2 protein-coding genes (1 of these 2 cut by a window edge) are annotated in these 22,232 nt (G+C 75.4%); both read right to left on the minus strand.

Annotation, left to right across the window (positions count from 1 at the left end):
* The gene (locus tag ACIRJT_RS31995) at positions 1-7,182 is read right to left on the minus strand and encodes an amino acid adenylation domain-containing protein (protein ID WP_403916123.1); all 7,182 of its coding nucleotides are present in this window, start codon (positions 7,180-7,182) and stop codon (positions 1-3) included.
* A protein-coding gene (locus tag ACIRJT_RS32000; protein WP_403916126.1) for an amino acid adenylation domain-containing protein crosses the window boundary here: on the minus strand, positions 7,182-22,232 show its 3' portion. Its footprint extends 687 nt past the window's final position; the window shows 15,051 of its 15,738 coding nt (coding positions 688-15,738); its start codon lies beyond the right edge, outside the window; the stop codon is at positions 7,182-7,184. Before ACIRJT_RS32000 ends, ACIRJT_RS31995 begins: the two co-directional genes overlap by 1 nt.

Raw genomic sequence — 22,232 nt, forward strand, 5'->3', positions numbered from 1 at the left:
TCATACCTCTCGTTTCTTCGTGGGGGCTCCCCGCAGGGAGTCCAGTCGGCGGGTCAGGACGCGGCCGGCTTCGGCGACCGACGTCGGTTCGGTGAGCATGGACATGTGGGCGGCGTCCAGCCGGTGCACCTCGACGCCTCCGTCGGTGTGCGCCTCCCACGCCGCGGGGTCGAGGCTGCGGGTGCGTTCCGCGGTCATCAGGGTGATCCCGCACCGGACATGGCCGGGGGTGAAGGAGCGCATGAGCCGGACGTTGTTGACGTAGACGTCCTTGGCCGCCGTCAGTTCGGCGTCGTCGAGGTGGCCGAGCGAGCTGTCGACCCGGCGCAGATGGGCGCGGAACCGCTCCAGCGGGAAGCGCCCCGCGCGCTGGTCGGCCTCCTCCCACGCGAACCCCGACTCGCGCAGGTTGGCCGCGACGATCTCGGCCTCGGACTCCCCGGCCCTTCCGCCGGGGGCCCCGGCGCGGTGGGGAGGGTAGGCGTCCAGCATGGCAAGCAGGTCCACCCGCTGCCCGTCGCGCTCCAGCAGGGCCGCCGCGGTGTGGGCCACGTGGGCCCCCAGCGACCAGCCGAGCAGCCGGTAGGGGCCGTGCGGCCGGACGCGGCGGATCAGCCGGACGTAGTCGGCGGCCATCTCCTCGACGCTCGCCGGCAGACCGACACCGTCCGCGGGCGTGCGGGCCTGCAGCGCGTGGAGGGGGACGTCAGCGGGGAGCCACGGCAGGAGACTCGCGTACGCCCATCCCAGACCGACGGCCGGGTGGACGCAGAACAGGGGCGGCTGCTCACCCCGGCCCCGCAGGGTGAGCAGGGGCGCCGGGGCGCGGCGCTCGGTGCCCCGGCCGAGGTGCGCGGCCAGGGCGGCCGGGGTAGGCGCCTCGAACAGGTCCCGTGCGGCCAGGGGCACGCCCAGGCGCTCACGGATCCGTGAAACCAGACTGACGGCGAGCAGGGAGTGCCCCCCGTTCTCGAAGAACCCGTCGTCGGCGCCGAACGACGTGCGCTCCAGCACCTCGGCGAACAGCTCGCACAGGGCGGCCTCGCGTTCGTCGCGCGGCGGCCGCCCGGCCTCCTCGGCGACCGGTTCCGGCGCGGGCAGGGCGTCCCGGTCGAGCTTGCCGTTGGCGGTGGTCGGCAGGGCGTCCAGCACCAGGAAGGCGGCGGGCACCATGTAGGGCGGCAGGAGCGCGGTCAGGTGCGCGCGCAGTTGGGTCGGGGTGGGGCGGGGCGGGCCGTCGGCCGGTACCGCATAGGCCACCAGCGCGCGTCCGCCCGGCCCGTCCTCCCGCAGGACGACCGCCGCCTCCCGCACGGCGGGGTGCTCGGTGAGCCGGGCCCGGATCTCGCCGGGCTCGACGCGGAAGCCGCGCAGCTTGATCTGCTCGTCGGTGCGGCCCATGTGGTGGACACGGCCCTCCCTGTCCCGGCGCACCAGGTCGCCGGTGCGGTACATCCGCTCCCCCGGCTCTCCGAACGGGCAGCCGACATACCGGCTCGCGGTGAGCGCCGGGCGGCCGCCGTAGCCGCGTGCCAGTGACGCGCCGGCCAGGTACAGCTCTCCCGTCACGCCGGGCGGGACGGGTCGCAGCCGGTCGTCGAGCACGTAGGCCCTGGTGTTGGGCACGGGGGTGCCGATGGCGGGCGGTGGGCCGCCGGGGGTCAGGGCCTCGCTGGTCAGGGTGACCGCGGTGGTCTCGGTGGGGCCGTAGATGTCGAGCATGCGCCGGCCGCGGGCCCAGCGGTCCACGAGGGGGGTGGTGACCGCCTCGCCGCCGACGACGAGGCAGCGCAGGCCCTCCAGCCCTTCGGAGGGGAGGCCGCTCAGCACCGCCGGGGGGATGAAGGCGTGGCTGATGCGGCGTTCGGCCAGCATCTCGGCGAGCGGTTGCCCGGCGAGCAGGGGCCCGTCGGGCAGGACGAGGGTCCCTCCGGTGGTGAGGGCCATGAGCAGTTCGAGTACGGCGCCGTCGAAGGACGGCGAGGCGAGTTGCAGCACGCGGCTGCCGGGCTCGACCGGGTACCGCTCGCGCTGCGCGACGGCCAGGGGCAGCAGGCCGCGGTGTTCGGTCACCACGCCCTTGGGGCGGCCCGTGGAGCCGGAGGTGTAGACGACGTACGCGGCGTTGCCGACGGTGAGGGGGGCGTTGCGGTCGCCGTCGGTGAGGTCGGCTGCCCGCTCCTGGGCCGGTTCGTCGTCGGGGACGAGGACCGGGACGCCGGCGATCTCCTCGCGTCCCGCCGCGTACGGGTCGTCTGCCAGGACCAGCGCGCAGGCGCTGTCGCGCAGCATGAAGGCGATGCGCTGCTCGGGGTGGCCGGGGTCCACCGGTACGGCGGCGCCGCCGGCCTTGGCGATGGCGAGCAGGGCGGTGATCTGCCCGAGGGAGCGCGGCATCAGCGTGGCGATGCGGTCCTCGGGGCGGATGCCGCGCCGCACCAGCACTCTGGCCAACCGGTTGGCGCGGGCGTTGAGTTCGGCGTACGTCAGTTGGTGGCCCGCGTGTTCGAGGGCGGTGGCGTGCGGGGTGCGGGCGACCTGCTCCTCGAACATCCGCGGCAGGGTCGCGACCAGGCCCGCGCGCCGGGTGGCGTTCCATTCGGTGACGACCGTGTGCCGCTCGTCGGCCGCGAGGAGTTCTCGTGCGCCGATGGTGTCGGCCGGTTCCGCCGCCCAGATCGCCAGCATCCGGCCGAAGCGGTCGAGGAGGCTCTGCGCGGTCTCCCGGTCGAAGAGGTCGGCGCTGTATTCGAGGGCGGTCTCGATGCCGGTGGGCCGCCCGTCCTCCCCGTGGCTCTCCAGGAAGGTGAACATCAGGTCGAACTTCGAGCGGGCGGTCTCCACATGGTGCGGTGCGACGGTGAGTCCGGGGGGGCGGCCGCCCTGGCGGGCCATCTGCTCCTCGGTGTTGTTGCAGGACAGGGCGACCTGGAAGAGGGGGTGCCGTCCGAGGGAGCGGGTCGGGCTCAGCCGCTCCACCAGCTGCTCGAAGGGCAGGTCCTGGTGGGCGTAGGCGGCCAGCGCGGTTTCACGGGCCCGACCGATGAGTTCGGTGAACGTGGGGTCGCCGGAGGTGCCGGTCCGCAGGACCAGGGTGCTGACGAAGAATCCGACCAGCTCCTCCACCGCTTCGTCGGTGCGCCCGGCGACCGGGGCGCCGATGGGGATGTCCTCCCCGGCGCCCATCCGGCTGAGGAAGGCGGCGACGGCGGCCTGGACGACCATGAACACGCTGGCCCGGCAGGTTCTGGCCAGGTCGGCCACGGCGGAGTGGACCGTCGCCGGGAGCGTCAGCCAGACCTGGCCTCCAGTGCGGGTCGGGCGGGTAGGGCGCGGCCGGTCGGCGGGCAGCCGCAATTCCTGGGGAAGCCCTGCCAACTGCTTCTCCCAGTAATCCAGTTGGACGGCGGCGGGGCTGGCGGGGTCCGCGAGGTCGCCGAGGTAGCGCCGTTGCCACAGGGCGTAGTCCGAGTACTGCACCGGCAGCGGCCGCCACTCAGGGGCCCGGCCCGCACGGCGCGCGGTGTAGGCGGTGAACAGGTCGCGCAGAAGCCGCCTGCCCGACCAGCCGTCGCTGGCGATGTGGTGGAGCACCAGCGCGAGGACCCGGCTGCGCGGACCGCTCTCCAGCAGCCAGGCGCGCATCGGCGGTTCGGACTCCAGGTCGAAGCGGTGGGCCGCCAGCTCGGCGAGGGTGCGGTCCACGTCCTGGCCGGCGACCGGGAGGACGGTGAGGGCCCCGGCCGCCCGCCGGGCCGGGAGCACCTTCTGGTAGGGGCCCTCGGCGCCCTCGGGGAAGACGGTGCGCAGCGTCTCGTGCCGTTCGGTCACGTCGTGCAGCGCGGCCTCCAGCGCCGGGACGTCGAGGTCGCCGTCGAGCCGCAGGGCCCGGTGGATGTTGTACGTAGCGTCGGGGCCGGTGAGCCGGTGCATGATCCACAGCCGCTGCTGGGCGTACGAGAGCGGGACGTGCTCCGGTCGCCGCGCGGGCGTCACCGGTGGGCGTCTGCCGTCGTGGGAGTCCAGCAGCGCGGACAGGGAGCGCACCGTGGGGTGTTCGAAGACGCGCCGCACCGGCAGCTCCGCGTCCAGGGCCGCCCGCACCCTGCTGGCCAGGCGGGTGGCCAGCAGGGAGTGCCCGCCCAGGGCGAAGAAGTCGTCGTCGATGGAGACCTGCGGGCGTCGCAGCACGTCGGCGAAGATGCCGCACAGGATCTCCTCGCGGGGGGAGCGGGGCGCTCCCCCGGCCGGGGCGCCGGCGACGGAGGGCTCCGGCAGGGCTGCCCGGTCGATCTTGCCGTGGGGCGTGACGGGCAGCGCGGGCAGCTCCACCAGGTGCGCGGGAACCATGTAGGGCGGCAGAGTCCGGCGCAGGTGCTCCAGGATCTGCTCGGTGGGCAGCGGGGGGGCGGAGGGCTGTGTGCCCCGTTCTCCTTCCGGCTCGGTGGGGACGGCGTAGCCGACCAGTCGGGCGTCGCCGGGCGTGTCCTCCCGCAGCACCACCGCGGCGCGGCGGACCGCGGGGTGGGCCGCCAGCGCCGCCTCCACCTCGCCGGGCTCCACCCGGAAGCCGCGCAGGCTGATCTGGTCGTCCACCCTGCCCAGGTACTCCAGCAGTCCGTCCTCGTTCCAGCGGACGAGGTCGCCGGTTCGGTACATCCGCTCCCCGACGGCGTAGGGGCAGGCGACGAAGCGCTCGGCGGTCCTGCCCGGATCGCGGAGGTAGCCGCGGGCCAGTCCGGCGCCGACGACGTACAGCTCGCCCGGAACGCCGACCGGCACCGGGGCGAGGCCGGGGCCCAGGACGAACAGGCGGGTGTTCCAGAGCGGCCGTCCGATGGGGACCGGCCCGTCGCCGACCGGGTCACGGGGGGCTATGCGGTGCTCGGAGCAGTTCACGGTCGTCTCGGTGGGTCCGTAGACGTTGTAGACGGTGACGTCCGGATGGCCGGCGCGCCAACGCCGCAGGTGGCGGCCGGTGAGCTGTTCCCCGCCGAAGGTGATCGCCCCGGTCGGGCTGACCTGGCCCGGCAGTCCTTCGAGGACGGGCAGATGGCTGGGGGTCACCTTCACGAAGTCCGGGGAGGCCTCGCCGGGGCGCAGGACCGGTTCGTCGTCGAGGGAGGCGAGGCGCACGGTGCCGCCGCTGATCAGCGGGACGTACAGGGCGCCGACGGTGAGGTCGAAGGAGACCGGCGAGTGCACCAGGGAGCGTCCGTCGGACGGGTACTGGTCGGATCCGCGCAGCAGGTAGCCGACGAGGGAGCGGTGGGTGGCGACCACCCCCTTGGGGCGGCCGGTGGAGCCGGAGGTGTAGATGGCGTACGCGGCGTTCTGCGGGCCCGCGGGGGCGTGGAGTCCACTCGCGTCCAGCGGGCCGCCGGGCAGAACCTGGAGGGCGGCGGCGGTGCTCGGGGCGTCCAGGACCAGCAGCGGGAGCCCGGCCGGCAGCCGGTCGGCCAGGTCGGCGGTGGTGACGGTGAGGGCGGGGTCGGCCTCCCGCAGCAGCCGGGCCACCCGGTCGGCCGGGTGGGCGGGGTCCACCGGGACGTAGGCGGCTCCGGTCTGCCACACCGCGAGCGCGGTTTCGACCAGTTCGGGCGAGCGGGGCAGTACGAGGGCGACGAACCGCTCGGCCCGGGCACCGCGCTCCGCCAGCAGACGGGCCAGCCGGCCGGAGCGGTCGGCGAGCCGGGCGTAGTCGATGGAGCGCTCGGCCGTCTCCACGGCGATCCGGTCGGGGGTGCGGGCGGCCTGGCGGAGGAACAACGCGATGGCGGTGGTGTCCTCGACCTCGCGCGCGGTGTCGTTGAACTTCTCCAGTACCAGGGCGCGTTCGGTGTCGTCGAGGACGTCGAGCCTGCCCAGGGGCAGGTCGGGGGCGGCCAGGAAGGCGTCGACGAGCCGCAGCAGGCGATCGCGCAGGGCGGCTGCCAGGCGCGGTGTGACCGCGCTGGGCCGGTGGCCCAGGCGAAAGCGCATCGGCGGTCCGGGCGAGGCCAGGAGGCCGAGGGGGTAGTGCATGGCGTCGCGCATCCTGGAGGCCACCACGCGCACGCGTTCCGGCGCGTCGGCGGACGGGCCGGAGGGCTCCTCGGCCGGGTCGGAAGGCTCCTCGGCGGGGCCGTCCGGGTAGTTCTCGAAGGCCATCACCGAATCGAACAGCTCGCCCTGGCCGGCCAGGCGCTGGATGTCGGCCAGCCGTAGGTGCTGATGGTCCAGCAGCGCGCTCTGCTCGCGCTGCAACCGCCGCAGGAAACCGATCAGGGGTTCGTCGACGGGCATCCGGGCCCGCAGCGGGACCGTGTTGGCGAACAGGCCGATCATGGACTCGACGCCGTCCAGCTCCGGCGGACGACCGGAGACGACCACCCCGTACACCACGTCCTGACTGCCGGTGGTGCGGGCCAGGGCCAGGGCCCACAGTCCCTGCACGACCGTGTTGAGCGTGAGGCCGGCGCCTCGCGCGGCCGCGGTCAGACCGGCGGAGGCGGCCTCCGACAGTGCGAAGTCGATCCATTTCGGCGCCTCAGCAGCCCGGTCGGCCCGCGGGGCGATGAGGGTGGGGGCCTCCAGGCCCGCCAGAGCACCGCGCCAGGCGTCCCGCGCGGCCCCGTGATCGCGGCTCCCCAGCCAGGCGAGGTAGTCCCGGTAGCGGCGCACCGGCGGCAGGGCGGAGGCATCGCCACCGGTGCGGTAGAGCAGCATGAGCTCGCGCAGCAGCATCGGCATCGACCAACCGTCCAGAAGGATGTGGTGGTTGGTGAGGGCGAAGCGGTGGCGGTCGTCCGCCGTACGCAGCAGCAGGAACCGCACCAGCGGCGGCTTGGCGGGCCGGAATCGGCGCCAGCGGTGCTCCTCCAGCCGTCGAGCCGCCTCCGCGTCCGGGTCGTCGGCCGCGCGCAGGTCGGCCTCCTCCCAGGGAAGCTCGACCTCTCGGGGGACGAACTGCACCGGGTCCTTCAGGGCGCGGGTCGCGAAGCCGGCCCGCAGGTTGTCGTGGCGGCGCAGCAGGGCCTCGGCGGCCGCGCGCAGCGCCGGAACGTCCAGCGGTCCGCGCAGCTCCACCTCGGTCTGGACGGTGTAGACGTCGACGGCCTCGTCCCCGGCGTACTCGCTGTGGAAGAGGAGGCCCTCCTGCAGCGGAGAGAGGGGCAGGACGTCCTGTAGGGATCGGCGCATCAGTCGGCCTTCCACTCTGCTTCGAGCTGGTCGAGTTCGGCGTCGGAGAGTTCGACCAAGGGGGCCGGGTCCGACAGGGGCGGGGGACCGAGCGGGGGCGGTTCGGCGGAAGCGAGCTCCTCCAGCTCGCGGAACCAGAGTCCGGCCAGTTCGCGGACGTCCCGCTCCCGGTGGAGCCGGCCGGCCCAGGACCAGGTGGCGATCAGACGCGGGCCCTCGGGCCCTTCGGCAGCGACCGCTGTGACCTCGATCTCGTGGGCCAGGGGGAGCCCGGCGGGCTGGCCGGCGAGCCCGCTGCCCACCGGCGACCAGTCCGGGGTCCGGTCGGCCGTGTCCCGGTCGCCGCCCGAACCGCCGAACCGGCCGAGGTAGTTGAAGCCGAAGCGCGGCGCGGGCAGGGAGGCGAGCCGTTGCCGTGTGCGCGGGTTGAGGTAGCGCAGGAGGCCGTAGCCGAGCCCTGCGTCCGGCGCCCGGTCCAGGATCGCGCCCAGCGCCCGCAGTGCGCCGGTCCGGTCGTCGTCGGGCGCGGCGGCAGGCACCCGGACCGGGTGGGCGGCGGTGAACCAGCCGACCGTACGGGAGAGGTCCGCTCCGGGGACGACGTCCTCCTCGCGGCCGTGGCCCTCCAGGTCCACCGTGACGCCGTCGGCGGCCTCCGCCGGACGCCAGCGCCGCACAGCGGCGGCGAACGCCCCGAGCAGGACGTCGGTCACCCCGACGCCGAGCGCGGCGGGCACCGGGCCCAGCACCGCGCGGGTGGCGGCGGCCGGGAGTGTGAGGGAGAGGGCCTTCTCGGTGCTCCGGTCGTCGAGGGCGGGGTCGAGGCGGCCGGTCTCCCAGGGCCGCGCCGACTGCTCCTCCCAGTGGGCGCACCTCTCGGCGCCGCGCGGGTCGGCGGCCAGCTCCGCCAGGTGCCGGGCCCAGATCCGCAGCGGTGTGCCCACCGGGTCGAGCCGAGGTTCCCGGCCCTCGGCGAGAGCCTGCCACGCGCTGCCGAGGTCGGCAGTGAGGATGCGCCAGGAGACGCCGTCCACGACGAGGTGGTGGGCGACGAGCCCGAGGTGTCCCGGCTCCCGCGGCCCCCGGTCGAACCAGACGGCGCGCAGGACGGAACCCTTCTGCGGGGCGAGCCGGTCGCGGGCCGCGGCGCAGTGCGTCCGGACCAGCCGGTCCAGCTCCTCCCGCCCGGCTCCCGCCGCGTCCACCCGCTCCAGTACGGTGGCCGCGTCCACCGTGCCCGCCTCGGCGATCTCCATCCGCCAGTGGCCGTCCTCCTGTTCGGCCCGCATCCGCAGCGCGTCGTGGTGGTCCAGCAGCGCCTGGAGGGCACCGGTCACGACGGCCACATCGGCCTCCGCAGGGACGCGCAGCAGCATGGACTGGTTGTATCCGTCGACCGCGCCGCCCAGCTCGGCGAGCCAGGAGCTGATCGGCGTCGGCGCCACCGTCCCGGTCCCCCGGCCGCCGAGCACCTCGGTCGCCGGGCCGCCGGGGCGCGAACGGGCCGCGAGGGCGGCGGGCGTCCGCTGTTCGAAGACGTCGCGGACGGTCATCCGGCCGCCCGCCCCGCGCACCCGGCCGACGAGCTGGATGGAGCCGATGCTGTCGCCGCCGAGGGCGAAGAAGTCGTCGTCCACCCCGACCTCCGCGACCCCCAGCACCTCGCGGAACGCCCCGCACAGCACGCCTTCCCACGCGTCGCGCGGCGGCCTGCTCTCGTGCGGGGTGTCGACGGGCGCAGGCGGCTGGGGCAGCGCCCGGTGGTCGAGCTTGCCCCCCGGAGCCAGCGGCAGGGCGTCCAGCCGGACGAACGCGGCGGGGACCATGTACCGGGGCAGCCGGGATGCGAGGGCCTGGCGGAGCGCGTCCGCGTCGAACCGCTCCGACGGGGCCGCGACGTAGGCGATGAGGCGTTCGCCGCGCAGGACGACGGCGGCCTGGCCGATCTCCGGCCGGTCGAGCAGCGCGGTCTCGATCTCGCCCGGCTCGACGCGGAAGCCGCGCACCTTCACCTGGCCGTCGCGGCGGCCGAGGTACTCCAGGTTCCCGTCGGTCCGCCAGCGGGCGAGGTCGCCGGTGCGGTACATCCGCTCCCCCGGCTCACCGAACGGGCAGGCCACGAACCGCTCGGCGGTCAGCCCCGGCCGGCCCAGATAGCCGCGGGCCACGCCGACGCCGCTGACGTACAGCTCGCCGGGGACGTTGGCGGGCGCCGGGCGCAGGCGCCCGTCCAGGACGAACAGCCGGTGTCCCGCCAGGGGGCGTCCGATCGGCACGGTGTCCGCGGGCAGCGGGTCGCCCGGTTCCAGGACGAAGTCCGCGCAGCTCACGGTGGCTTCGGTGGGGCCGTAGTCGTTGTAGACGCGCATGTCCGGATGCGCCTGACGCAGCCGGGCCAGTCGGGCCGCGGTCAGTTGCTCGCCGCCGACGACCAGGTCGGCCGCGGGGGCCGCCCAGGAGGCGATGGTGTCCAGGAAGGCGAGGTGGGAGGGGGTGACCTTGAGCAGGTCGGGGCGGGCCGGGGCGTCCTGTTCCGGCGCGTCCAGGTCCGCCACCACGATGCAGCCGCCAGCGATCAGCGGGGTGAACAGGGTGGTCACCGTGAGGTCGAAGGCCGGGGAGCCGTGCAGCAGCGCGGTTCCGGCGGCTCCCCGGTACCGGGCGGCCGAGCGGACCAGGAAGGCGGCGAGGGAACGCTGTTCGATCACGACGCCCTTGGGCGTACCGGTGGACCCGGAGGTGTAGACGACGTAGGCCGGGTCGTGGCTCGCGGCCGGTGCGCGGCGATCGGCGTCGGTGCAGTCGCCGCCGTCGAGCCCGGCGAGCGCCACCTCGGTGGCCGGGGCGTCGAGGTGGACCACGGGGCCTGCCCCGGCCGGGAGGGCGTCCTGGGTGCCCGTGAGGGCGAGGACGAGCACCGGGCGGGCGTCGTCCAGCATGTGGGCGATCCGCTCGGCGGGCAGTTCGGTGTCCAGGGGGACGTAGGCGGCCCCCGCCTTCTGGACGGCCACCAGGGCGGTGATCAGCTCGGGGCCGCGCGGCAGCAGGACGGCGACGGTGTTCTCGGGGCCCGCTCCACGCGCGGCGAGCATCCGGGCCAGCCGGTTGGCCCGGTCGTTCAGCTCGGCGTAGGACACCTCCCGGTCGCCGTCGCGTACGGCGGGGGCGTGCGGGGTGCGGGCGGCCTGCGCCTCGAACAGGTCCGGGAAGCGGGCGCCGTCCGCGGGCGCGGCGGGCTGTCCGGGGCCGGGCTCGCTCCACGCGCCCTCCAGCAGCGCGCGTTCGCCCGGCAGCAGTATGTCGATCTCGTCGAGCGCGGCGCCGGGCGCGGACACCACGGCCTCCAGCACCCGGCCGAACCGCTCCACCAGGTGCTCGGCGGTCGCGCGGTCGAACAGATCGGTGCTGTACTCCAGCACCCCGCGCAGTCCGTCGGGGCCGCCGTCGTGGGCGCGGGTCTCGGTGAGCGCGAACGTGAGGTCGAACTTGGACGTGGTGACGCCGAGCCGCTGCCCGGCCACGGTCAGCCCGCCCAGTTCGGGTGCGGCTTCGCGTGCTCGGGCCGTCTCGGCCGTGTCGTAGTTCAGCGAGACCTGGAAGAGCGGGTGGCGGGCCAGCGAGCGTTCCGGATCGCGGAGCTCCACCAGGCGTTCGAAGGGGAGGTCCTGGTGCGCGTACGCCGCCAGGTCGGTGGCCCGCACCCGCTCCAGCAACTCCCCGAAGCTCGGGTCGCCCGAGGTGTCCGTACGCAGCACCAGCGTGTTCACGAAGAACCCGACCAGGCCCTCCAACGCGTCATCGACACGCCCGGCCACCGGCGAACCGATCGGCACGTCCGTCCCCGCCCCCAACCGCGTCAGCAACGCGGCCAACGCCGCGTGCACCACCATGAACGGCGTCGCCCGGAACTCCCGCGCCAACTCCACCACCCGCCCGTGCACCCGCGGCGGGATCGAGAGGGGCACGCTGTCCCCCCGGTACGAGGGGACGGCGGGGCGGGGCCGGTCGGCGGGCAGCGCCAGCTCCTCGGGGGATCCGGCCAGCGCGCCCTGCCAGTAGGCGAGTTGGGCGGACAGTTCACTGCCCACCTCCCGCTCGTCCCCCAGGCGGGCCTGCTGCCACAGGGCGTAGTCGGCGTAGGCGACCGGCAGCGGCGGCAGGGCCGGGGCCCGGCCGGCGTGGCGCGCGGTGTAGGCCGCGGCCAGATCGGCGATCAGCGGCCGGCGCGACCAGGCGTCGGTGGCGATGTGGTGCATGACGAGCAGCAGGGTGTGCTCGTCGGGCGCCGTGGCGAACAGGTGTGCGCGCAGGGGTGGTTCGGCGTCCAGCCGGAACGCGTGGTCGGCCGCCTCCCGCAGCAGGCGGGGAAGTCCGTCCTCGTCGGTCCGGACGGGCCCGGTGAGCGGGGCGGGGCGGTCGGCGGGCAGGACGACCTGGTGCGGGCCGTGCTCGTCCTCGGTGAAGACGGTGCGCAGGCTCTCGTGCCGGGCGACCACGTCCCCCAGCGCGGCCCGCAGCGCCGCCACGTCCAGCGGACCGGTCAGCCGCAACGCCAGCGGGACGTTGTAGGTGGCACCGGGCCCCTCCAGTTGCTGGACGAACCACAGGCGGCGCTGGGCGTAGGAGAGCGGCAGCCGCTCGGGGCGCGGGTCTGCGGGGCGCAGCCGGGGTCCGGCCTCGCCCGCCCCGGAGAGCGCGGCGGCGAGGCCGGCCACGGTCGGTGCCTCGAACACCTCCCGGACCCCCAATTCGACGCCGAGTGTGCTGCGGACGCGGGCGACCAGCCGGGTGGCGAGCAGGGAGTGGCCGCCCAGGGCGAAGAAGTCGTCGTCCACGCCGATCCCGGACGTGCCCAGCACCTCGGCGAAGAGCCCGCACAGGATCTCCTCGCGCGGCCCGCGCGGCGCCCGGCCGGCGGCCCGGCCGGTTGTCGCCTCGGGCGCCGGGAGCGCTGCCCGGTCCAGCTTGCCGTTCCCGGTCAGCGGCAGACCGCCGTCCAGCACCACCAGCGCCGAGGGGACCATGTACTCGGGCAGCACGGCCCGTACGGCGGCGGACACGGCCTTCTCGTCGAGTACGCCGGTCCCGCCGGCCGGAACCAGATAGCCGACCAGGCGGGCGGAGCCGGAGGGGTCCGGGTGCACGGCCGCGGCGGCCCGGCCAACGCCGTGGGCCTGTGCCAGCGCCCTTTCGACCTCGCCCAGTTCGATCCTGAACCCGCGGACCTTGACCTGGTCGTCGGTCCTGCCCAGGTGTTCCAGGCTTCCGTCGGTCCGCCAGCGGGCGAGGTCGCCGGTGCGGTACATCCGCTCCCCCGGCTCACCGAACGGGCAGGCCACGAACCGCTCGGCGGTCAGCCCCGGCCGGCCCAGATAGCCGCGGGCCAGCCCGGCCCCGGCCAGGTACAGCTCGCCCGGCACTCCGTCGGGCACGGGCCGCAGCGCGGCGTCCAGTACGTAGGCGGCGGTGCGGGCGATCGGCGCCCCGGTCGGCACGGCGCCGCCGTGCGCCTCCAGGGTCTCGGCGGTGATGGGCGCGGCGGTGGACCAGACGGTGGTCTCCGTCGGTCCGTACAGGTTGAGCAGACGACCGCCCGACGGCGCGCGGCCGGGTTCCAGGAGGGTGCGGGCCAGGGCGGGTGGCAGCGCCTCGCCGCCCACCAGCACGCGCAGGGAGGTAAGGTCGAGGCCGCCGTCCACGGCCATGGCGTGCCACCAACCGGGGGTGGCCTGGATCACCGTCACACCCTCGCGGGCGCACAGGGACCTCACGGCCGCGGGGTCGCGCTGGGCGGTGGCGTCGGCCAGGACGACCGTGCCGCCGGTGAGCAGCGGAGCGAAGATCTCCAGGACGGCGATGTCGAAGGAGACCGTGGTGACCGCCAGCAGCCGGTCCCCGGGCCCCAGTTCCAGGCGTTCGGTCATGTCGGCGAGGAAGTTCGCCACGGCCGACCGGGTCACCATGACGCCCTTGGGGCGGCCGGTGGAACCGGAGGTGTGGATGGTGTACGCCAGCTCCTCCCCCCACTCCCGCGCCCGCGTGTCTTGCGCCGGTGCGGGAACGTGGGCGGCGGCCAGGCGTGCCGCGGTGGCCGGGGCGTCCAGGACGAGCAGCGGGGCGGGCACCGCCGGGAGGCCGCCCGCGACGTCGGTGGTGGTGAGGACGCAACCGGGCGCGGAGTCGCTGAGGATGTCCGCCAGGCGGTTCTTCGGGTGGTCGGGGTCCAGCGGCAGGTAGTGCAGGCCCGCCTTCCAGACGGCGAGCAAGGCCACCGGAAGCAGCGCGCCGCGCGGCAGGGCGACGGCGACGGGTCCGCCGCGCCCATCGGCGCTCTCGGACAGCAGGGCGGCGAGCCGGTCGGCCCGCGCGTCGAGTTCGGCGTAGTCGATCCGCTCCTCGCCCGCGACCAGGGCCGTGGCCCGGGGAGTCCTGGCGGCCTGGACCTCGAACCGCCGCAGCGGGGAGGTGTCGGGCAGGGCGCGGGCCGTGTCGTTGCGCCGGACGAGGACGTCGTGCAGCTCGGCGTCGCTCAGGACGGGAATGCGGCTCAGCGGCGTGCGGGGCTCCGCGACCGCCGCTTCGAGCAGCCGGAGGTAGCGCTCCGCCATCCTTCGGGCCGTGCTCTCGTCGTACAGGTCGGCGCTGTACTCCAGAACGCCCCGCATCCCGGCCGCCGGGCCGTCGGCCGCCCGGTCCTCGTTGAAGGACAGCGACAGGTCGAACTTGGCCGCCGCGATCTCCACCGTCTCGGGCCGTACCAGGACGTCCGCGGCCCGGTCGGCGGGTCCTTCGTCGGGCGCCGCGCCGTTGTTGAAGGCCAGCAGGACCTGGAAGAGCGGGTGGCGGACCAGGGAGCGCGTCGGGTTGAGCACTTCCACCAGGCGTTCGAAGGGGAGGTCCTGGTGCGCGTACGCCGCCAGGTCGGTGGCCCGCACCCGCTCCAGCAACTCCCCGAAGCTCGGGTCGCCCGAGGTGTCCGTACGCAGCACCAGCGTGTTCACGAAGAACCCGACCAGGTCCTCCAACGCGTCATCGACACGCCCGGCCACCGGCGAACCGATCGGCACGTCCGTCCCCGCCCCCAACCGCGTCAGCAACGCGGCCAACGCCGCGTGCACCACCATGAACGGCGTCGCCCGGAACTCCCGCGCCAACTCCACCACCCGCCCGTGCACCCGCGGCGGAACGGTGAAGGCGACGCGGCCGCCCCGGTGCGAGGGGGTGGCGGGGCGGGGCCGGTCGGTGGCCGGCGCCGACTCCTGCGGCAGTCCGTCCAGGGTCTGGCGCCAGTAGCGCAGTTGCGCGGCGATGGGGCTGTCCGGATCGTCCTCGGATCCCAGCTCCTCGTGCTGCCACAGGGTGTAGTCGGCGTACTGCACGGGCAGTTCGGGCAGGTCCGGGGAGGCGCCGCGGCGGCGGGCCGCGTAGGCGGACGCCAGGTCGCGCACCAGGGGGCGGACCGACCAGCCGTCCATCGCGATGTGGTGGACCGCGAGCAGCAGGACGTGGGTGCGTTCGTCGAGGACGAAGAGGCGGGCGTGGACCGGCGGTGCCTGGGCGAGGTCGAAGGGGCGGCCGGCCTCGGCCTCCAGGTCTGCCCGCAGGCGGTCCTCGGTGGTGGGGACCGCCTTCAGGCCGGGCTCGGCGGCCCGGGGCGCGAGGACGATCTGGTGCGGGCCGTGCTCGTCCTCGGCGAAGACGGTGCGCAGGCTCTCGTGCCGGGCGACCACGTCCCCCAGCGCTGCCCGCAGCGCCGCCACGTCCAGCGGACCGGTCAGCCGCAACGCCAGCGGGATGGTGTAGCTGGCGCTCCGCCCCTCGATCTGGTGGAGGAACCACAGGCGGCGCTGGGCGTAGGAGAGCGGGAGGCGTCCGGGGCGCGGCATTGCCGGGCGCACCGCGCCGGGGCCGCGTCCGGGCCCGTCGAGCTGGGCGGCCAACCGGGCCACCGTGGGGGCCTCGAAGAGCGCGTCGATGGCCACGTCCACGTCGAGCAGGGCCCTGATCCGGCTGATCACGACGATGGCCAGCAGGGAGTGGCCGCCCAGGGCGAAGAAGTCGTCGTCCACGCCGACCGCGGGCACGCCCAGCACGTCGGCGAAGAGCCCGCACAGGATCTCCTCGCGCGGGCTGCGCGGCGCCCGGCCCGCGGTGCGGGCCGGCTCGGCCTCCGGCGCCGGCAGCGCGCTCCGGTCGACCTTGCCGTTCACCGTCAGCGGCAGCCCGCCGTCCAGCACCACCAGCGCCGAGGGGACCATGTACTCGGGCAGCACCGCCCGCACCGCGTCCCACACCGCCTCCTCCTCCAGCACCCCGTTCCCGGCGGCCGGTACGAGGTAGCCGACCAAGCGCTGGTCGCCCGGCTGGTCCTCGCGCAGCACCACCACCGCGCTGCCGACGGAGGGGCAGCCCTCCAGGGCGTGGGCGACCTCCGCGGTCTCGATGCGGAACCCGCGCAGTTTGAGCTGGTCGTCGCTTCGGCCGACGTACTCCAGCTGGCCGTCGGACCGCCAGCGGACGAGGTCGCCGGTGCGGTACATCCGCTCCCCCGGCTCACCGAACGGGCAGGCCACGAACCGCTCGGCGGTCAGCCCCGGCCGGCCCAGATAGCCGCGGGCCAGCCCCGTGCCGGAGACGTACAGTTCGCCGACCGCGCCCCCGGCGGGGACCGGGCGCAGGCCGGGGCCGAGCACGTGGACCCGCACCCCGGCGAACGGGCGGCCGATGGGCACCGGTCCGTCGCCGACCGGTTCTCCCTTCGGCAGCCAGTACTCGGTGCAGTTGACCGTGAGTTCCGTCGGCCCGTAGGCGTTGACGACCTGGGCGGCGGGGTGCCGTTCGAGCCAGGGGCGCAGCCGCCCGCCGGTCAGCGCCTCGCCGCCGAGGATCAGGGTGCCCCCGTCCGTCAGGACTCCGGGCAGCTCGCTCAGCAGGGGCAGGTGGGAGGGCGTCGCCTTGACCAGGGTGGCCCCGGCGGCTCGGGCGGACTCGTCCAGTTCGCCCAGGCGCACGGCGCCGCCGGCGGTGAGCGGGGTGAGCAAGGTGGTGACGGTGAGGTCGAAGGCGAGCGAGGTGTGGGCCAGCGAGGTCCCGGCCGCGTCGGGGTAGCGGCGGCGCGCGCCGCCGACGTACGCGCCGAGGGCGCTGTGGTCGATCACCACGCCCTTGGGGCGGCCGGTGGACCCGGAGGTGTAGAGGGCGTACGCGGCTCCGCCGGGCGTCACGGGGCGTATCCGCTCGGCGTCGGTCAGGGCCTGGGCCCCGCGCGCGGCGAGGGCGGCCGGGTCCACGGGGAGCACCGCCGCCCCGAGCTCCCGCGCGGCTCCGCTGACTGCTCCCGCCGGGGCCAGCACGAGCGCGGGGCGGCAGTCCTCCAGGACCGTGCGGAGGCGTTCGGTCGGCCACTGCTCGTCCAGCGGGACGTAGGCAGCGCCCGACTTGAGGACGCCGAGCAGGACGGTGAGCACGTCGGGGCGGCGGGGGGCCAGCACGCCGACGTAGACGTCGGTGCCGCCGACGGCTTCGACGCGGTCGGCCAGCCACCGGGCGACGCCGTTCGCCCGCCGCTCCAGCTCGGCGTAGGTCAGGGTGCCGTCGGGCGAGATGACCGCCGGGGCGTCGGGGGTGCGGGCGGCCTGCTCCTCGAACAGCTCGACGTAGGTGCGCGGGGCGTCCTCCGGTGCGGCGCCGGTGCCCCACTCAAGCAGTCGGGCGCGCTCCTTGGCCCCGAGCAGGTCGAGGGTGCCGGCGGGGGCGAAGGGGCGGTCGACGGCCTCGGTCAGGGCGGCGATCACCCGCTCGCCCAGGGAGCGGGCCCAGTCCTCGCCGAAGAGGTCGGGGCGGTAGTCGATGCGGACGGTCAGCTCGGTCCCGCGCATGGCGCCGACCAGGGTGAGCGGGTAGTGGTTGCGGCTGTAACTGGCCGTGCCCGACGCGCGGAAGGGCGCCTGCCGGGCGGTGATCTCCGCCGGGTAGTTCTCGAACACCATGGTGGTGTCGAAGAGCTCGGGCAGGCCGCTCCAGCGGTGCAGGGTGGTGAGCGGGACGTGCTGGTGCTCCAGGAGTTCGAGCTGTTCTTTCTCCAGCCGCCGGACTAGTTCCATGAGGGGTTCGGCCGGGCGGAGGCGGACGCGCAGCGGGATCTTGTTCACCAGCATGCCGACCAGGTCCTCGGCGCCGGAGAGTTCCGCCGGGCGGCCGGAGACGGTGATGCCGAAGGTGACGTCCGAGCGGCCGGTCTCCTGGGCGAGGACGAGCGCCCAGACGGCCTGGACGACGGAGTTGAGGGTGACCCCGACCTCGCGGGCGCGGGTCCGCAGTTGTGCGGAGACCTCCTCGGGCAGGTGCAGCCGCACCGACTCGGGGACTTCTCCGACGCGCGGCGCGCCGGGGGCGAGCAGGGTCGGCCCGTCCGTGTCCGCCAGCGCCCGCGTCCACGCCTCGCGCGCCGCCGCGAGGTCGCGTGCGGCCAGCCAGTCGGCCTGGAGGCGGTGACCGGGTGCCGGGGGCAGCGGGGCGCCGCCGTAGAGCGCGAGCAGTTCGCGCAGCAGGATGGGGATGGACCAGCCGTCCACGATCGTGTGGTGGGTGGTGATCACGAACTGGTACTGCTCGGGGGCGGTGCGGGCCAGGAGGAAGCGGACCAGCGGCGGGCGGGTGAGGTCGAACCGCTCGGTGCGTTCGGCCGCGGCCATCTCCTCCAGCCGCCGCCGCGCGGCCCCGGCGTCCGCGGGCCCGCCGTGCGGGTCGAGCAGGTCGTGGAAGGTCCACGGCAGCTCCACCGACCGGGCCACGGCCTGCACCCACTCGCCTGATTCCCGTTGGTGGAAGCCCGTCCGCAGGCTGGTGTGGCGGGCGAGCAGCGCGGCCGCGGCCGTCCGCAGGGCGTCCTGGTCGATCTCGCCGTCCAGACGGAAGGCGAGCTGCCCGACGTAGACGTCCAGGGTGCGCCGGTCGTACACGCTGTGGAAGAGCAGGCCCTCCTGGAGGGGGGCGACCGGCAGGACGTCCTGCAGGGCGGTGCCGCAGCGGCGTTCGAGCTGTTCGATCTCCGCCTGGCCGAGGTCGGGGACGGCGACGTCGGAGGGGGTGAGGCCGCCCGCTCCGGCGGCGGTGGCGTGGCCGACGACGGCGTGCAGCGCCAGCGACCAGGACCGCGTGAGGCGGCGCACCTCCTCCTCGGTGAGCAGGCCGGTGGCGTAGGTCCACCGGGTGATCAGCCGGGGCCCGTCCGGGCCCTCGGCGGTGACGACGTTGACGTCGATCTCGTGGTCGAGCGGGGTGTCCGGGTGGTGCCCCGCAGGGCCGCTGCCGAGCAGCGGCCAACTGTCCTCGCCCGCGCCCTGCTCGGCGGCGAACCGGCCGAGGTAGTTGAAGCCGAAGCGCGCTCGGGCCAGGCCGCCGAGGCGGGGGGCGGTGTCGGGGTTCAGGTGGCGCAGCAGGCCGTATCCCAGCCCTCCGTCGGGGACGGCGCGCAACTGCTCCTTGATCCGCTTGATCGCGTCGCCGACGGCCGGGGCACGCTCGGCGAGGTCGGCGGCGGTGACCTTCCCGGCGGCGAGCCGCACCGGGTGGACGGTGGTGAACCAGCCGACGGTGCGGGACAGGTCGGCCCCCGGGACCAGTTCCTCGGCCCGGCCGTGGCCCTCCAGGTCCACCAGGACCGGTTCGTCCTCCTCGCCCCGCCAGTGGGCGACGGCGAGGGCGAAGGCGGTCAGCAGCAGGTCGTTCACCCCGGCGCGGAAGGCCGTAGGGGCGGGGCCCAGCAGGGCGGTGGTGAGGGCTTCTGGCAGTTCGCCGCTGAGGACGGCGGAGGTGGCCGCGGTGTCCCGGGCCGGGTCCAGCGGGCGACTGGACGGCGCGGGGCCGTCGTCGGCGAACGTGGCCGTCCAGTAGTCCAGTTGGGCGGTGACGGCCGGGTCGGTGGCCCGTTCGGTGAGCCGGGTGGCCCAGGTGCGCAGCGAGGTGCCCGTACGGGCGAGCTCGGGGCGGCGGCCGGCGCGCAGCGCCCGCCATGCCTCGCGGAGGTCGCCGAGCAGGATGCGCCAGGAGACGCCGTCGACGGCGAGGTGGTGGATCACCAGCACGAGCCGGCCCGGCTCGTCGCCCCGGTCGAACCACACGGCGGCGACGAGGGCGCTGGCCAGGGGGTCGAGGGACGCGCGCGCGGTGACGGCCTCGGCGGCCTGGGCCTGCGCCAGCTCCTCGTCGGACATCCCGGTCGCGTCGATCCGGCGCAGGCATCGCTCGGCGGCGACCGTGCCGGCCTCCTCCACCCGCAGGTCCCACAGGCGGCCGGGGCCGGCCGCCGGGGCGGCGTGGACGCGCAGCGCGTCGTGGCGGTCCAGCAGGGCCTGGAGCGCGTCGCGCACGTCGTCGGGTGCGGCGTCCGGCGGGGAGGCGAGGACGACCGACTGGTTGTATCCGTGGACCGGCCCGCCGGCCGCGAGGGTCTCGACGACGACGGGGAGCGGTGGCAGCGGTCCGACGGCGAGGGCGGGGTCCTCGTCGCGTGCGGCGTCGGTCCGGCGGGCGGCCGTGGCCAGGGCCGCAGGGGTCCGCAGCTCGAAGACCTGCCGGACGGTGAACTCCAGGCCGGCCCGGCGCGCGCTGCCGACCAGTTGGATGGAGAGGATACTGTCGCCGCCCCGGCCGAAGAAGTCGTCGTCCATGCCGACGCTCCCGGCGCCGAGGACGTCCGCGAACAGCGCGCACAGCTCCCGTTCCAGGGCGGTGCGCGGGCGCCGGCCGGCGGGGAAGTCCGCGGGGTCGGGGGCCGGGAGCGCGGCCCGGTCCAGTTTGCCGCTGGCGTTGACGGGGAGTTCGCCGATGCGCACCAACGCGGACGGCACCAGGTGGTCGGGCAGCCGGTCGCGCAGGCGGGCCAGCACCTCGGCGGGCCGGAGCAGGTCGTCGTCGGCGTCGGGGGCCCCGACGACGTACCCCACGAGTCTGCGGGTTCCGGGGGTGTCCTCGCGGACGGCCACGGCGGCGCTCGCGACGCCCTCCAGCTCCCGCAGGGCGGCCTCCACCTCGCCGGGCTCGATGCGGAACCCGCGGATCTTGACCTGTTCGTCGCCGCGTCCGACGCAGACCAGGTGGCCGTCGGGGAGCCACCGCGCCAGGTCGCCGGTGCGGTACATCCGCTGCCCGGGTCCTCCGAACGGGCAGGCCACGAACCGCTCGGCGGTCAGGGCGTGCTGCCCCAGGTAGCCGCGGGCGACTCCGGGCCCGGCGATGTACAGCTCGCCCAGCACGCCGGGCGGGACCGGCTGGAGTCCGGCGTCGAGGACGTAAGCCCGCCAGCGGGGCACGGGCCGGCCGATCGTGCCCGGCGGCAGGTCGCCCAGTGCGGTCACTACGCCGTCGACGGCGGTCTCGGTGGGGCCGTAGGTGTTCATCGCGGTCACGCGGGGGGCGGCCGCCCGCAGCCGCTCCCACAGCTCGCCGTCCATCGGCTCGCCGCCCAGGGCGATCAGCGACGGGCAGGGGGCTGCCTCCTCCAGCAGCCCGGCGTCGAGCAGACTGCGGAAGTAGGTGGGGGTCAGGTCGACGTAGTCGATGCGGCGGTCGCGGAAGTAGGCCACCACTCCCGGCGGGTCGAACCGCAGGTCCTCGTCGATCATGTGCAGTTCGTGGCCGGCGACCATCGCGAGCAGCGGGTCCCACGAGGCGTCGAAGGAGAAGGAGGAGACGTGGGCGGCGCGGCCGGGGCCGCCGCCGGAGGGGCGGATGCGGGAGAAGGTGACCCGGCGGTGTGCCTGGAGCAGCCTCGTCAGGCCCCGGTGGTCCACCACGACCCCCTTGGGCCGGCCGGTGGAGCCCGAGGTGTGGATGACGTACGCCGCGTGGCCGGGCAGGAGGGGCGCGGTGCGGTCGGCGTCGGTGACCGGGCCCGGTTCCTGGGCGCCGATCGCGGCCTGGGTGCTCGGGTCGTCCAGGACGAGGACGGGGGCGGCCAGTTTGGCGACCGCCGCCTCGGTGGCGCGCTCGGCGAGGACGAGGAGGGGGGCGACGTCGCGTTCGACGGCGGCCAGTCGCTCGTGCGGGGAGCGCGGGTCCAACGGTACGTAGACCGCGCCGCTGCGCAGCACCGCCAGCACCGTCACGGGCCACAGGGCGCCGCGGTCCAGGCAGACGGCGACGCGGACCTCGGGGCCGGCGCCCCGGGAGATCAGCAGCCGGGCCAGCCGGGAGACGCGGGCGTCGGCCTCGGCGAAGGTGAGCGCGACCGGGCCGCCGACGACGGCCAGGGCCTCGGGGGTGGCGGCCGCCTGGCGGGCGAAGGTGTCGCAGACCGCCTCCAGCTCCTCGTCGGCCGCGCCGGCCGGGGGCTCGGCGGCTGCTGAATCCGTGGCTTCGGGCTCGGCGGCGAACTCCTCCAGCAAGCGCCGCCGTTCGTCGGCGGAGAGCAGGTCGATCGAGAGCAGTCGCGCCGCGGGATCGGCCGTCCCGGCCTCCAGGAGGCGGACGAGGCGTTCCCCGAGCCCGCGGACGGTGGCGGCGTCGAACACGTCGGTGGAGTACTCGACGGTGCCAGAGATGCCGTCCGGGCGGCCGTCGGGGCCGCGCTTCTCCAGGAGGTCCAAGGACAGGTCGAACTTGGCCGCCCGCCACCCCGTGTCCAGGGGGGCGATCTCCAGACCGTCCAGGAGGGCCGTGTGCGCGGTGGCGTGCTGGAGGCTCAGGCTCACCTGGAAGAGCGGGTGGCGGGCCAGGGAGCGCTCGGGGGCGAGCGTCTCCACCAGCCGCTCGAACGGCACGTCCTGGTGGGCGTAGGCGTCCAGGGCGCATTCGCGGGCCCGCTCGACCAGTTCGTCGAAGGTCGGGTTCCCCGAGGTGTCGGTGCGCAGCACCAGGGTGTTGACGAAGAAGCCGATCAGCCCCTCCAGCGCCGCGTCGGTGCGTCCGGCCACCGGGGTGCCCAGGGGGATGTCCGTGCCGCCGCCGAGCCGGGACAGCAGGCCGGCCAGGGCCGCCTGCACCACCATGAAGGTGCTCGCGCCGTGGCGGGCGGCGAGCTCGGCGATCCGCTCGTGGGTCCGGGGCGG

It is taken from the genome of Streptomyces sp. NPDC102283 (assembly GCF_044766265.1).
GTDB lineage: Bacteria > Actinomycetota > Actinomycetes > Streptomycetales > Streptomycetaceae > Streptomyces.

Bases quoted from the DNA above. Each gene is read 5' to 3' on its own strand.
- ACIRJT_RS31995 (WP_403916123.1), bottom strand. From the start codon at position 7,182: ATGCGCCGATCCCTACAGGACGTCCTGCCCCTCTCTCCGCTGCAGGAG.